This is a genomic window from Kitasatospora sp. NPDC056800 (genome assembly GCF_042789775.1).
Lineage (GTDB): Bacteria > Actinomycetota > Actinomycetes > Streptomycetales > Streptomycetaceae > Kitasatospora.
In genome coordinates this window covers 1-13,473 of the sequence record NZ_JBHUAL010000245.1, presented here as the reverse complement: position 1 = coordinate 13,473, position 13,473 = coordinate 1, and the positions used below count along the sequence as shown (strand labels likewise).

Here is a 13,473-nt window from a genome sequence, read left to right as displayed (position 1 = left end):
TCGATGCAGTTGCGCCCAAGAACGCCGCCCCAGCGCAGTAAGGCAGTCACGAGGCGTCACCGCCCTGGCTTGACAACATCATTGGGAATCTCCCTCTGGTGCCTATCCGGCGGTGATCGATGCGCGTGACCGGCCGCCCCGGCCAGGTGCCTCGTCACCTGGCCGGGGCCGCACGCGGGTGTGCGAACGGAATGGAGGAAAAGGGGTCCGGGACCGCGGGTCAGCCGACCGTCGTCGGGCGCGGCGCCAGGTCGGTCCAGTGCTGCTCGATGTACTCCAGGCAGGCCTGGCGGTCGTTCTCGCCGAAGGCCGTGGTCCAGCCGGCCGGGACCGCGAGCACGTTCGGCCACAGGGAGTGCTGGTTCTGGTCGTTGACCAGGACCAGGTAGCGGCCCTCGGCGTCCTCGAACGGGTTCGTCACAGCGGTTCTCCTTCTGTACGGGAGGTACGGGATGCACAGGACGTGCGGGATGGACGGATCGGACGTTCACGCAAGCGAAGGGGCGGCGCCCCGTGTCCTACGGGTGGAGGTACGGCCCGGCCGTTTCCGGGAGCCAGACGTCCTCCGGGTCCAGGGCGGTGGGCGTGTACTTGCCCAACGCGCTGATCAGCAGCCGCAGTTCGAAGGCGAGACAGGTGACCAGCCGGGCGATGCCGTCCTGCGGGTCCTCGTCCGCCGCGAGCAGGGCCGCCCGGCCCAGCCCGACGGCGCGGGCGCCGAGCGCCAGGGCCTTCGCGGCCCGGGCGCCCTCCCACATCCGACCCGAGGCCAGCAGGCAGTTCGACCTGGACGGCGGCCCCAGCCGGCGCAGGCACTCGCCCAGCGGCAGGCCCACCTGGTCGAGGAAGCTGCTGGGCGCCCAGCCGCTGCCGCCCTCGGCGCCGTCCACGGTCACCGAGTCCGCGCCGCTCGCCCAGGCCACGACCGCCGCCTCGTGGATGTCGCGCCCGGGCGGGAGCTTCACCCAGATCCGCGCGCGCGGATAGTTGTTGCGCATGAACCGGATCTGCTGGCGCAGGATCTCCGCCGTGAACGTGCCCGGGCTGCTGGACCGCAGTACCCGGTCGTCCTCGCCCTGCCCGTCGGCGAAGACGCTCTCGTCGGTGCTGTACCGATCCGCCAGCTGCGCCGCCACCGAGCGCTTCAGCACCGTCATCCCGCCGAGCCCGGGCTTGGCGCCCTGCCCCACCTTGAGTTCGAAGGCCAGGCGGCCGGACTCCAGCAGCGCCTTCGCGGCCGGGGCGCTGTAGATCTGGTTCCACACCTCGGCGTCCGCGTCCTCGGTGCTCTGCTGGAACGCCAACCCGCCCATGTCGTCCGGGAGTTCCTGCTCGTAGGCGCGCAGCCGGGCGAGCATGCTGTCGCCGGTGTCGGCGGAGGCGTCGGCGGAACCGCTGCCGGAGGCGCCGGCGAAGCCGTTGGTCGGCACCACGTTCTCACCGATGACCAGCGGGATGCCCAGGCGTCCGGCCTGGCGGCTGGCCGCCAGGCCCAGTCCGGAGGAGGCGACCTGGGTGGAGCCGAAGGCCGACACGTACACCGGCAGCGACGAGCGGAACCCGCCGATGTCGGTGGCGAGTTCGACGTCGCCGTAGAGCGGTTCGCGGGCCAGGTCGGTGAGCTTCTCCAGCCGCTGGGGCACGAAGACCGGCGGGACCAGGCGCATCGCGTCCAGCGCGTCCCCGCCGCGGGGCGCCGCCGTCCGCGGCTCGCCGCCCGTGCCGCCGGCGCCGAACAGCGTCAGGCCGTAGCCGTCCGTCGAGGGGAACGCGCGGGCGGCGCCCTCCCTGGCCCGGGACCGGATCGCGGCCTCCGGGAACCCCGGGGCGCTCAGCACCCCACTCACGGCGAGACCACCCCGGGGACCTTCGGGAACGGGGTGGCCTGCCAGACCGCGTCCAGCCCGGCGACGTAGCGGGTGAGCCGCTCGATGCCGATCCCGAAGCCGGCGCTGCCCGGGATGCCCTCGCGGACCATCTTCAGGTACCACTCGTACTTGGCCGGGTTCTCGCCGCTCTCCCGCATCCGGGCGATGATCCGCGCGTAGTCGAACTCCCGCTCGCTGCCGCTGATCAGTTCGCCGAAGCCCTCGGGGGCGATGAGGTCGAAGTTGCGCAGGACCTCCGGGCGCTGCGGGTCCTCGCGGTCGTAGAAGCCGCGTGAGCCCTTGGGGTAGTCGACGATGAAGAACGGCGCGTCGGACTTGTGCGAGAGCAGGCCCTCGCCCTGCCAGTCGATCTCGGCGTCGTGGTTCTGCTCGTGGCCCAGCCGCGCCAGCTCGGCCATCGCCTCGCCGTGGCTGATCCGCTCGAAGGGGGTGTCGCGGGTGAGCAGCGGGGTGAAGGCGTCCGCGTCGCGGCCCAGGGCGTCCAGGTCGTCGCCCAGCGTCCGCACCACGCGCTCGACCGCCGCGGTCACGATGGACTGCGCCACCCCCATCGCGTCCTGCTGGGTGGCGCCGGCGATCTCCACGTCGAACTGGTGGAACTCCGCCAGGTGGCGGCCGATGTTCGCGGTCTCCAGGGGTTCGAGCCGGACGTTCGGCGCGACGTAGAACACCTTGTCGAAGGCGAGCAGCGACGCCTGCTTGTAGAGGATCGCGCTGGTCATCAGCTTGTAGCGGTGGCCGTAGAAGTCGACGTCCACCTGCTTGGCGCCCCGGCCGCCCGGGTCCGTCACCGGTCCGATGATCGGCGGCAGCAGCTCCACGAACCCCTCGCCGAGGAGTAGTTCGCGGCCCGCCTGGACGATCTGGTTCTGGATCCGCAGCACGGACCGGGTCACGGGGTTCTTGAGGTGGTCCGGCAGTGCACCGGGCCGTGCAGACTCGAACTCGCTGGTCAAGGGGTCTCTTCCTTCGGTTCTCTGGTCCTGCGGTCTCTGGTTCTGCGGTTGTGGCAGGGGGTTCAGCCGGGGATCCCGGGGAGCCGGTCCAGCGTGGTGGCGGCGCGCTCGTCGAACGACCGCGCCACGTGGGACAGGGCCCGGAGCAGGTCCGAGGCGCTCATCGAGCGGTCGCCGGCGGATCGCCCGGACGGCCGGACGGGCAGGGCGCCGGTGTGCGACCAGCGCAGCCGCCCGTCGGACTCGATGTAGCTCCTGGCCCGCCCGGCGTTGTCCGGGTGCAGGCAGTACGGGACGTCCAGCAGTCCCCGGGCGAACGCCTCCACCAGGGCGGCGCCCACGTCCGTGTTCAGGCCGAGGACGGTGTCCACGAGCGCGGTCGCCTCGTCCAGGACCTCGCTGCCCGCCCCGGTGTCGGCCGGCGCCGATCCGCCCGCGTTCTGTGCGGCCAGCGCCGCGATCTCCAGGGCCTCGACGTTCTCCCGGACGGTGGGGATGCGGTGCGCCTCGGCCGCCGTCTTGACGATGAGCCGCTCCGCCCCGGTGCGGACCGCCAGCTCGGCGGCCTGCTCCAGCAGCAGCAGGGCACCGGAGCGGGTACCGGGGTAGACCCCCATGTAGTTGTAGATCACGATGTGGCGGTCGACGTCCGGCAGCAGCGCGTCGGCGAGCCGGCGCAGGGCCAGCACCGCCTCCCGGTCCTGCTCGGCGTTGGTCTGCTGCGCGTAGCTCAGCGAGATGCTGCGCAGTCCGTGCTGGCGGAAGAACACGCCTTCCAGGACGCTGATCGCCACCAGCAGGCTGGGCGGGCAGAGCTGGCCGAGCATGCAGCCGCCGAAGGTCTCGACGTGCGGTTCGACCTCGCCGTCGCGGGCCCGGACCATCAGCTCGCAGGACCGTTCCCAGTTCCGCACCGCCTCGCGCAGCGGCAGGCGGCCGTACGGCAGGCAGTAGGAGACCGGGCCGCCTTCGGTGGTGTCGAGCCCCGCTTCCAGCGAGGCTGCGATGATGCCGTAGGGGCTGGCCGAGCCGTGCCGCACCTGGACCGGGAAGTCGCGCTCGCGCACGCCCTCCAGCACCCCCCGGTTGGTCGCCGGGGGGTGGGTCCTGATCGGGTACCCGTTGAGGTCGCCGCCGCCGTCGACGGCCCGCCGGGCGTCGGCGAGCTTGCCGAGCCGGGTGTAGCTGTCGAGGGTGATCGTGCCGACCGTGGTGGCGTTGGCCGCCTTGACGGCGACCAGCCCCTCCCGCATGGCCAGCGGGTCGCCGAAGCCCATCCGCGGCTGCACCACCAGGTTGCCCCGGGCGTGCGACCGTCGGACGAAGTCGGCGAACGCGTTGGCCGGCGCGTCGTTCATGGCGTGGGGGCGGCGCGGAGCTCCTCCAGGACGCGGCCGGTCCGCCCCGCCTTCACGGCGCCGAGGGCGGAGACGTACCGCTCGAACTCCGGCAGTCCGGCCGACTCGTGGAAGACCGCGGAGAACCCGGCGTCCAGCAGCCGGCGCGTCATGGACTCGCCGCCCCCGCCGCCCGCCCCGGCCCGCAGCTGCCGGCCGGTGCCGAGCTTCCCGCCGATGACGATCGGCGTGTCGGCGAGCTCCGGGACGGCGCGCAGCTCCGCGACGGCGGACAGCCCGTCGCTCTCGCCGTGGCCGTTGACGCTGCTGAGCACGATGAGGTCGGGGGCCTCGCGCCGGCACTCCGCCGCCAGTTCCGCGCCCGGCAGGCACGGGCCGAGGTTGCGCACCCGGTGTCCCCAGTCCTCCAGTTGGAGCTGGAGGAAGACGAGGTTCCAGGTGTGGGAGTCCGACTCGGTGCCGCTGACGATCACGTCGAGGGTGGCGTCGGTGCTCACCGCCGGCTCCTCTCGCTCGGGTCGAGGGCGGCGATCCTGGAGGGCAGCGTCTTCCAGACCTCCGGGGTGTAGAAGTGCCCGCCGGGAAGGACGTCGTGGCGGTACTCGCCCAGGGCCAGCGCGCGCCACTGCTCGCCCGCGTTGGCCTCGATCACGTCGTCGTCGGCGCCCGAGAGCATCTGCACCGGCATGCTGACGGTGGCGCCCTCGGTGTACCGGAAGGTGTCCCGGACCCGGATGTCGGCGCGCATCAACTCGACGGCCATCTCCTGGAGTTCGGGGTCCTCCAGGACGTGCGCCGGCATCAGGCCGTGGGTCTTCATCCAGAGCAGCAGGCCGTCGTCGTCGTCCTGCTGGGACGGGAACATGTCGCGGGGCGTCAGCCCGCGGGCGGGCGCGTTGGCCGAGGAGACGACCAGGTTCAGCGGCAGCGGCCCGCCGGCGCTCTCGATCCGCGCGGCGACGTCGAAGGCCATCCAGCCGCCCATGCTGTGCCCGAAGAGCACGTACGGGCCGTCGACGGCGGAGAGCACGGCCGCGGTGGCGTCCTGGGCCAGCTCCTCCCAGTCGGTGGCGAAGTCCTCCAGGAACCTGCCCTCCCGGCCCGGGTAGCAGATCGCCGACAGGGCGATGTCGGCCGGGACGGCGTCGCCCCACAGGTGGTAGGAGGCCGTCCCGCCGCCGCAGAAGCCCAGGCAGATCAGCGTCAGCGCGGCTCCCTCCGGGCGCCGGATGCTGATGACGGTGGTGTCCTGTGCGGTGTTCACTTGCCCTCCGTCCGACGGGACTCCACGAAGGCCGCCAGCCCGCGCAGTTCGGGGTGCTGGTAGACCTCCTTCGTGGACACGGTGATGCCGAACTGCTTCTTCAGCCGGCCGATGACGCGCAGCGCGATGAGCGAGTGGCCGCCCAGCGAGAAGAAGTTGTCGGTGGGACTGATCCGCGGCCGGCCGAGCACCTCGGACCACACGCCGGCGATCAGGGTCTCGAACTCGCCCTGCGGCTCGTCCCCGGCCTCCTGTCCGCCGTCGGCCCACAGGGCCTCGTCCACGGCGGGCAGGGCCCGGTGGTCCACCTTGCCGTTCACGCTCAGCGGCATGGCCTCCAGCGTGACGAAGGCCGACGGGACCATGAACGACGGCAGCAGGCCGCCCAGGTGCTCCTGGAGCTCCCGGGTGTGCGGGGCGCTCCCGCCCTCCGGGACGACGTACCCGACCAGCTGGTCGCCGGCGGTCGCGGTGCCGTGCAGGACGACGGCGGCGGTCCTGACCCCCGGGTGCGCGGCGAGCGCGGCCTCGATCTCGCCCAGTTCCACCCGGTAGCCGCGGATCTTGATCTGCCGGTCGACCCGGCCGAGGTAGTCGATGGCGCCGTCCGGGCGCAGCCGCACCCGGTCGCCGGTGCGGTACATCCGGCGGCCGGTTCCGGTCGGGTCGGCGACGAACCGCTGCGCGGTCAGCGCGGGCCGGCCGACGTAGCCGGTGGTCACGGAGGGCCCGGCCAGGTAGAGCTCGCCCGGCTCGCCGACGGGCGCGGCGCGCAGGTGCTCGTCGAGCACGTGGGCGGTGAACCCGGGCAGCGGGAGGCCGATGTGCGGGCCCTCGCCGGTGATCCAGCCCGCGGTGGCGTCCACCGTGCACTCGGTGGGGCCGTACAGGTTGATCGCCTCGACCGTCCCGGCGGCGCGGGCCTCGCCCAGCTCCCGCCAGACCTCGGCCGGCACCGGCTCGCCGCCCATGAACAGCCGCAGCACGCGGCCGTCGGCGGTGGGGGCGAGGAGGGCCTCGCGCAGCACCTCCCAGTGCGAGGGCGTCAGGTCCAGGTCGTCGACGGCGTGCTCGTCGAGCAGGGCGCGCAGCACGGCCGGGTCGGTGCGCTCGTTCTCGCCGATCACCACGATGCTGTCGCCCCGGCAGATCCGGGCCCACTGCTGGACGGAGGCGTCGAAGGAGATGCTCGCGTTCCAGGCCACCACGCGCGGCCGGTCGGCGTAGAAGCCGGCGTCCTCGAGGTCCGCGGCGAGCGCGGCCACGCCGCCCCGGGTGGCCTCGACGCCCTTGGGCGTCCCGGTCGAGCCGGAGGTGAAGATCACGTACGCCGGGTCGGCCGGGGCGGCCTGTACCGCCGGCGCGTCCGCGGCCGGCGCGGCGAGGGCGTCCGCGAGGGTGAGGACGTCGACTCCGGCGGGCCAGGCGGGACCGTTGCCGGGCTCCGCCAGGACGGTCCGCAGGCCGGCGCTCGTCACCATGTGGGTGAGGCGCTCCTGCGGGTAGGCCGGGTCCAGCGGCACGTAGGCGGCGCCGATCCGCCACACGGCGAGCAGGGCGACGACGAGGTCCGCGCCGCGGTGCATGCTGACGCCCACCCGGGCGCCGCGGCCGAGCCCGCGCTCGGCCAGCCGCCCGGCCAACTGCCGTACGTCCTGGTCGAGTTCGGCGAAGGTCAGGGTGCGGTCGGTCCCGCGTACGGCCATCCGGTCCGGGGTCGATTCGACCGCCCGCCGGAAGCGGACCATCGGGTCGACGGGTGCGGTCCTGGCCGCCGGGGCCAGGGGCTCCTCGGTGATGCTCACGCGGCACCGCCGGTCTCCGCCGAGGCCGCCACGGTGGGCCGGCAGTCGTCGAGCTCGACGGGGTTGCCCATCGCGACGACGATCTTCCGGTCGCCCCGGAACGGGTCGCGGCCGTGCGCCGTGAGCACGTTGTCGACGAGCATGACGTCGCCCGGCTGCCAGGCCTGACGCACCGTGGCCTCGGCGTAGGCGGTGTTGATGAGCTCGAGCTCGTCCCGGGTCAGGGGCTTCCCGTCGGCCACGCCGGTTTCGAACGGCAGGCCGTCCGCACCGAATTCGTCCAGGAGCGTCTCGCGGAGTTCCTCGTCCAATGACCAGGAATTCCAGAAGGCCATGTGGTTGAACCAGACCTCCTCATCGGTGGCCGGGTGCCGGACGATACCGGGCCGCCGCTGCACCGTTTTCAGATTTCCCTCGCCGTCCCAGCGGCAGGAGATCAGGTTCTCCGCGCAGTACTGCTCGACGTCCTCGCGGCGCTCGGTCGCGAATGCCTTTTCCCAGCTCACGGAGATGTGTTCGGAGTAGCTCCGGTGCAGGGTCCAGCCGTGGGAGCGAATGCGCTCGACCAGGGGGGCGGGCAGGTGCCGCAGGACCTCCCGGCAATCCGCCACCGGCGTCGCCCCGCCTTCCTCGGGGGCGATGAGGCAGGCGAACATCAGGAGCCCGGGGAAAGTCAGGGTGTAGCTGTTCTCGTTGTGCATCCGGATCGACTGGGCCGGCGGCAGGTCGGTGGACGAGTAGACGTCGTTGCCGAAGCTGCTGCGCGGCGTCGCCTTCTCCCGGTAGGGCGTCCGCTGCGGGATGAGGACGTCCCGGACGAGCGCGAAGTCCTCGACGGAGGCGACCGGGAGGCCGCGCAGGTACAGCGCGCCGTACCTTTGAAGCGCGGTACGGAGGTCGGGCAGGAGCGCGTTCAGCCACGCGCAGGCCGCTTCGGCGCCTTCGAATCGAGGGACGACCAGGGTCGCCGGCTTGCCCTCCTCGAGGGTCCATTCCAGTTCTTGTGGCGCGGTGCTTGCAGAAGACATGACTCGATGCACCTTCCTCATGACGGAGCGCCACGGCGTGGTTCCGTGGTCGCCCCGGGGCAAGTTGAATCGTGATCAGAACCTCTGACCCGAGAACACGGTCATCGACCCGCGGGGGGGTCGTCGTGCCGGGTCGCCAGGGAATTCGCGCGGCCCGGTTCAAGGGCCGACATCAGGACGGTTCGGCGGGGTGTCGCTGTTTCCGCCACCGGCGGCAGTGAATGGGCAGCCCAAGAGGCCGGCTCCGCAACGCCCGAAAAGGCGTCGACGAGCCGCTACCCGGGACCGTCAGGCCACCCCTGGCCGCACGTGCGGACTACCGGTACCGTAGCTCCGACCGGAGAACGTCGGGCTGCCGTCCGGCACACCCGCACACCGATCCATTCCCCCCTCCCGAGTGCTCACATTCAGGTGCGGCGGAATCGCGCACCCGGTGTCGTTCCCCCGAGCTGCCGAGGCGGGTGCAGTACTCCCCCATCGCCTCGCATTGACCGTGCACCGCCAATCAGATCACACCAATGCGCCGCCGTGGAAGAAGTAGCAGAGGCAAGTTCGGAATCTTTAATGTCACATTCACGTCACCGACAGTGACGATTCCCTTACCGTATGGGGCACTTCCCGTGCTGAGGACGACGGGACGCCGCCGTCGCCCGTCCGGCAACGGCGGCAACACCGGTACCAGAAGCCGGAGTTCCGCTTCCGGAACAGCGGCGCCCGGGCCGCCCTCCGGAGCGGGCACGCTCAGGCCCGCCCTCCGGAGCAGGCGCGCTCGGGCCCGTCCTCCGGAGCAGCGGCCGACCCGGGCCCGTCCCTCCCGGCCGGCGCGCTCAGGCCCGCCCGAGGACGCGGTCGACGGCGATCTCGATGACCACCCGGTCCGGGTTGACCCGCGGCTCGCGGTAGCGCTCGGCGTACCGGCGCTCCGCCTCGGCGACCTGCTCGGGCTCCTCCCGGACGACCGCCACGCCCTCCAGGGTCGACCAGCGGGCCCCTGCGACCTGGCAGACCGCGACGCGCAGGCCCTCGGGCCCGGCCTCGGCGACGTTGCGGGCCTTGCGGCTGGTGCGGCTGGTGATCACCCGGGCGGTCCCCGTCTCCGGCTGGTACGTCACACCGACCGGCACCACGTGCGGCGTGCCGTCCGGGCGGGTGGTGGTCAGCGTGGAGATGTGCCGTTCCCGCCAGAAGGCGAGGAAGGATTCGTCGAGGTCGCGCGGGTCGTGGGCCATGCCCGCGATCGTACGGCCCCCGGGGAACGGTCGTTCCCCGGGGGCCGTGCGGGCAGCGGCGTCAGTGCCCGCGCGCGATCCACTCCGGCAGGGCCGGGGCCTCGGCGCCGATGGTGGTCGGGTCGCCGTGGCCGGTGCGCACCACGGTCTCGGCCGGGAGCGTCAGCAGCCGCTCGCGGATCGAGTCGACGATCGTCGGGAAGTGCGAGAACGACCGGCCGGTGGCACCGGGGCCGCCCTGGAACAGGGTGTCGCCGGTGAAGACGGTGCCCAGCGCGGGCGCGTACAGGCAGACCGCGCCCGGCGCGTGACCCGGGGTGTGCAGCACCGTCAGCTCGGTGCCCGCCACCTCGATCCGCTGGCCGTCGGCCAGTTCGCCGTCCGGCAGCCGCTCGGGGTGGGTGAGCTTCCACAGCGGCAGGTCGTCCGGGTGCAGCAGGATCGGCGCACCGGTGCGGTCGGCGAGGGCCGGGGCCGCGTCGATGTGGTCGTTGTGCGCGTGGGTGGAGACGATCGCCAGCAGCCGGCGCCCGCCGAGCGCGGCCTCGATGGCCTCGGCGTCGTGCGCGGCGTCGATCACCACCGCCTCCTCGTCGTTCCCGACGATCCAGACGTTGTTCTCCACCTCCCAGCTGCCGCCGTCGAGTTCGAAGGTCCCGGCGGTCACCAGCCGGTCGATCCGCGCGGTCACAGGATCACCACCGAGCGGAGGACGTCGCCCTGGTGCATGCGCTCGAAGGCCTGCTCCACGGCGTCCAGCCCGATGGTCTCGGTGACGAAGGCGCCGAGGTCCAGGCGGCCCTGGAGGTAGAGGTCGACGAGCATCGGGAAGTCCCGCGAGGGCAGGCAGTCGCCGTACCAGGAGGACTTCAGCGCGCCGCCGCGGCCGAAGACGTCGAGCAGCGGCAGCTCCAGCGTCATCTCCGGGGTCGGCACACCGACCAGGACGACGGTGCCGGCCAGGTCGCGGGCGTAGAAGGCCTGCTTGTACGTCTCCGGGCGGCCGACCGCCTCGACCACCACGTCCGCGCCGTTGCCGCCGGTCAGCTCGCGGATCGCCTCGACCGGGTCGGTGGTGCGGGAGTTGACGGTGTGGGTGGCGCCCAGCTTGCGGGCGGTCTCCAGCTTGCGGTCGTCGATGTCGACGGCGATGATCTTCGCCGCGCCCGCCAGCCGGGAGCCCATCACGGCCGCGCCGCCGACGCCGCCGCAGCCGATGACCGCGACCGAGTCGCCCCGGCCGACGTTGCCGGTGTTGATCGCGGCGCCGAGGCCCGCCATCACGCCGCAGCCCAGCAGGCCCGCGACAGCCGGCTCGGCCGCCGGGTCCACCTTGGTGCACTGGCCGGCCGCGACCAGGGTCTTCTCGGCGAACGCGCCGATGCCCAGCGCCGGGGACAGCTCGGTGCCGTCCAGCAGCGTCATCCGCTGCTTGGCGTTGTGGGTGTTGAAGCAGTACTGCGGGCGGCCCCGCTTGCACGCGCGACACTGGCCGCACACCGCGCGCCAGTTGAGGACCACGAAGTCACCGGGCTCGACCTCGGTGACGCCCTCGCCGACCGACTCCACGATGCCCGCGGCCTCGTGGCCGAGCAGGAACGGGAACTCGTCGTTGATGCCGCCCTCCCGGTAGTGGAGGTCGGTGTGGCAGACGCCGCACGCCTGGATCCGGACCACCGCCTCACCCGGGCCAGGGTCCGGCACCACGATCGTGGCCACCTCCACGGGCGCGCCCTTGGCGCGCGCGATGACTGCCTTGACCTGCTGGGGCATCCGATTCCACCTCCGTCTGCCGGTGCGGCTCTGCACCGGTCTGACCTGCGACAAACGACTGCAAGACGAACTGCCCACGAAGCGTATCGCCCACCCGGCCGCCCACCGGCGGAGCGCCCGGGGCGATCCTCCGCGGCACGGTGTGCTAGGGGCCCGCCCCACCCGCCGACGGCCTGTCCGTCAGTGTGGAAGCGGCTCACGACCTCTCCGGTGGCACGTGCCGGCCGGGTATCCGCCGGGGGCCCGGCGACAGTCCGGCGCGGCCGTGGCGGTGGGGGCGCACAGGTGGCACTGAGCGCCCGTCCGTGCGCCTCGAAGTGCCCGGAAAGCACCGGCGTTGGCTGGAAGTGCCGCAGACGGGCGCCCCGCCAGCCACGTACGGTCGTAGCTGAGACGGTCCAAGCGACCACGCTCAGCACACCCGCCCCACCCGTCGGCGCGTGACCCTGCGCCGGCCGCGCCGGATGCGCACCGACCGTGCGCCCCCGCACATTTCGCGCCAGACCCCCGCAATTCCCCCCGTAGGAGCCCGACCGAACCCCGGCCCGTGTCGAGCCGCCAGCCGGCCGCATCACCCGTCCCCCGCACCATCCCCGGATTCACCCCCCGTCGGGTCGCGCCCTGCGGCCCACCGTCCTGGAGTCTGGAGTACGGATGTCCACCGAGAACAGTGCGACCAGCGCCGGCACCGCCCCGCTCCCCCCGCTGCACTGCATGCGCCGGCTCGAACCCGGCCCGCCCCGCCTCGCCGCGCTGCCCACCGGCACGCCGGTCTGGCTGGTCAGCCGGCACGCCGACGTGCGCCAGGTGCTGACCGACCCGCGGCTGGGCCGCGCCCCGCTCTACGCGCCGGACGCCCCGCCGGTCACGGTCACGCCCAACATCCTGGACGATCCCCAGAGCATGCTGAACATCGACGGCACCGAGCACCAGCGGCTGCGCCGCACCGTGCAGCGGGCCTTCACCCCGCGCGCGATCGAGCGCTGGCGGCCGTGGGTGGCCTCGGCCGTCGAGTCGCTGATCGACGAGCTGATCGACCACGGCTCCCCCGCCGACATCATCGCGGGCTACTCCCGCCCGCTGCCGGTCGCGGTGATCAGCCGGCTGATGAACCTGGACAACCTGGACAGCAAGCGGCTCGCGCACTGGAGCGACCACGCGCTCTCCGCCACCGCCTACAGCGCCGAGGCGATCGCCACCGCGATGACCGAGTTCGCCGCCTTCGGCTCCGAGGTGATCGCCCAGCGCCGGGCCGCCCCCGGCGAGGACCTGGTCAGCGGCCTGCTCGCGGCCGCCGCCGAGGACGGCTCGATCACCGAGGGCCAGCTGGTCGCGCTGGTCATCGGCCTGGTCGTGGCCGGCCACGAGACCACCATGACCAGCCTCGGCAACGCCCTGGTCTACCTGCTCCAGGACGACCGCGAGGCCTGGCAGCGGCTCGCCTCCGACGAGGCCAGCGCCGTCGCCGCGACCGAGCAGCTGCTGCGCGCCGTCCCGCTCGGCGACCCCCAGGAGCACCTGCCCGGGCTGATGCGCCGCACCGTCGAGGACGTCGAGATCGGCGGTGTGGTCATCCCGGCCGGCAGCGTGGTCGCCGCCGACGCGGCCGCCGCCAACCACGACCCGGAGATCTTCACCGGGGACCTGCGCACCGAGCTGTTCTCCCCGCTGGCCGCTCCCACCCTCACCTTCGGCGCCGGCCCGCACCACTGCCTGGGCGCCTGGCTGGCCCGGATGGAGCTGGAACTCGCCCTGCACCGGCTGGCCCGCCGGCTGCCCGCGCTGCGGCTGGCCGACCCGGTCGAGCGGATCGACTGGCGGCGCGGCCTGCTCACCCGCAGCCCGAACTCCCTGCGGGTGGTCTGGTGACGGGCCGCGCGGACACCGATCCGGTGCTCGTCCGGGTCGACCGGGACCGCTGCATCGGCTCCGGGATGTGCGCCCTCAGCGCCCCCGACTCGCTGGCCCTCGGCGCCGACGGACTGGCCGCGCCGCTGGCCGGATACGCGGACGGCGGCGCGGAGTTGACGGACGGGCTGAGCGAGGCCGTGGACTACTGCCCGGTCGAGGCGCTCAGCCTCCACTCGGCGCGCGGCGGCTACCGGATCGCCCCGGCGGAGTGACCCGGCGCCGGTGGCGCCCGACCGCGGTCGTTCGCGGCGGGCGCCGCC

The 13,473-nt window shown here is 73.1% G+C and carries 13 protein-coding genes; 2 read left to right on the top strand and 11 right to left on the bottom strand.

Translation table 11 applies throughout. The features are described 5' to 3' along the window. Positions 1-220: 220 nt before the first annotated feature. The 11 genes from ACFRQN_RS35995 to ACFRQN_RS35945 all read right to left on the bottom strand — a co-directional run bounded on the left by ACFRQN_RS35995 (position 221) and on the right by ACFRQN_RS35945 (position 11,302). Positions 221-421 carry an MbtH family protein gene (locus tag ACFRQN_RS35995; RefSeq protein ID WP_049652209.1) on the bottom strand — a complete coding sequence of 67 codons (201 nt, stop codon included), beginning with the start codon at positions 419-421 and terminating at the stop codon, positions 221-223. Positions 422-518: 97 nt separating this feature from the next. Next, a complete protein-coding gene (locus tag ACFRQN_RS35990) occupies positions 519-1,847 on the bottom strand; it encodes a glutamate synthase-related protein (RefSeq protein ID WP_380744727.1) in 1,329 nt (442 codons plus the stop codon). After that, positions 1,844-2,845 (bottom strand): asparagine synthetase A, encoded by a 1,002-nt coding sequence (locus ACFRQN_RS35985; protein ID WP_074005720.1) that lies wholly within the window; start codon positions 2,843-2,845, stop codon positions 1,844-1,846. Before ACFRQN_RS35985 ends, ACFRQN_RS35990 begins: the two co-directional genes overlap by 4 nt. Positions 2,846-2,907: 62 nt before the next feature. Beyond that, entirely contained in the window at positions 2,908-4,203 is a 1,296-nt protein-coding gene (locus tag ACFRQN_RS35980; RefSeq protein ID WP_074005721.1) for a methylaspartate mutase, read from the bottom strand. Further along, on the bottom strand, positions 4,200-4,700 hold the full coding sequence (locus ACFRQN_RS35975; protein ID WP_380744725.1) for a cobalamin B12-binding domain-containing protein: 501 nt from the start codon (positions 4,698-4,700) through the stop codon (positions 4,200-4,202). Before ACFRQN_RS35975 ends, ACFRQN_RS35980 begins: the two co-directional genes overlap by 4 nt. Then, positions 4,697-5,467: a thioesterase II family protein gene (locus tag ACFRQN_RS35970; protein WP_117492919.1), complete on the bottom strand. Its 771-nt coding sequence runs from the start codon at positions 5,465-5,467 to the stop codon at positions 4,697-4,699. Before ACFRQN_RS35970 ends, ACFRQN_RS35975 begins: the two co-directional genes overlap by 4 nt. Beyond that, complete coding sequence (locus tag ACFRQN_RS35965) at positions 5,464-7,272, bottom strand: amino acid adenylation domain-containing protein (RefSeq protein WP_380744722.1); 1,809 nt, start codon at positions 7,270-7,272, stop codon at positions 5,464-5,466. The genes ACFRQN_RS35970 and ACFRQN_RS35965 overlap by 4 nt, the downstream gene beginning before the upstream one ends. Next, a complete protein-coding gene (locus tag ACFRQN_RS35960; protein WP_049652216.1) occupies positions 7,269-8,300 on the bottom strand; it encodes a TauD/TfdA family dioxygenase in 1,032 nt (343 codons plus the stop codon). Before ACFRQN_RS35960 ends, ACFRQN_RS35965 begins: the two co-directional genes overlap by 4 nt. Before the next feature lie 827 nt (positions 8,301-9,127). Beyond that, positions 9,128-9,529 (bottom strand): pyridoxamine 5'-phosphate oxidase family protein, encoded by a 402-nt coding sequence (locus tag ACFRQN_RS35955; protein ID WP_049652217.1) that lies wholly within the window; start codon positions 9,527-9,529, stop codon positions 9,128-9,130. Positions 9,530-9,590: 61 nt separating this feature from the next. Next, positions 9,591-10,220: an MBL fold metallo-hydrolase gene (locus ACFRQN_RS35950; protein ID WP_117492917.1), complete on the bottom strand. Its 630-nt coding sequence runs from the start codon at positions 10,218-10,220 to the stop codon at positions 9,591-9,593. Then, the gene (locus ACFRQN_RS35945) at positions 10,217-11,302 is read right to left on the bottom strand and encodes an S-(hydroxymethyl)mycothiol dehydrogenase (RefSeq protein WP_049652219.1); all 1,086 of its coding nucleotides are present in this window, start codon (positions 11,300-11,302) and stop codon (positions 10,217-10,219) included. The genes ACFRQN_RS35950 and ACFRQN_RS35945 overlap by 4 nt, the downstream gene beginning before the upstream one ends. A gap of 654 nt (positions 11,303-11,956) precedes the next feature. On the opposite strand from ACFRQN_RS35945, the gene ACFRQN_RS35940 reads away from it, so the two are divergent. Beyond that, the gene (locus ACFRQN_RS35940) at positions 11,957-13,171 is read left to right on the top strand and encodes a cytochrome P450 (RefSeq protein WP_049652220.1); all 1,215 of its coding nucleotides are present in this window, start codon (positions 11,957-11,959) and stop codon (positions 13,169-13,171) included. Next, positions 13,168-13,425 carry a ferredoxin gene (locus ACFRQN_RS35935; protein ID WP_074005728.1) on the top strand — a complete coding sequence of 86 codons (258 nt, stop codon included), beginning with the start codon at positions 13,168-13,170 and terminating at the stop codon, positions 13,423-13,425. Before ACFRQN_RS35940 ends, ACFRQN_RS35935 begins: the two co-directional genes overlap by 4 nt. Positions 13,426-13,473 lie beyond the last annotated feature (48 nt).

Coding starts and splice junctions, on each gene's coding strand:
- ACFRQN_RS35980 (WP_074005721.1), bottom strand. CDS start 4,203: ATGAACGACGCGCCGGCCAACGCGTTCGCCGACTTCGTCCGACGGTCG.
- ACFRQN_RS35940 (WP_049652220.1), top strand. CDS start 11,957: ATGTCCACCGAGAACAGTGCGACCAGCGCCGGCACCGCCCCGCTCCCC.
- ACFRQN_RS35960 (WP_049652216.1), bottom strand. CDS start 8,300: ATGTCTTCTGCAAGCACCGCGCCACAAGAACTGGAATGGACCCTCGAG.
- ACFRQN_RS35945 (WP_049652219.1), bottom strand. CDS start 11,302: ATGCCCCAGCAGGTCAAGGCAGTCATCGCGCGCGCCAAGGGCGCGCCC.
- ACFRQN_RS35955 (WP_049652217.1), bottom strand. CDS start 9,529: ATGGCCCACGACCCGCGCGACCTCGACGAATCCTTCCTCGCCTTCTGG.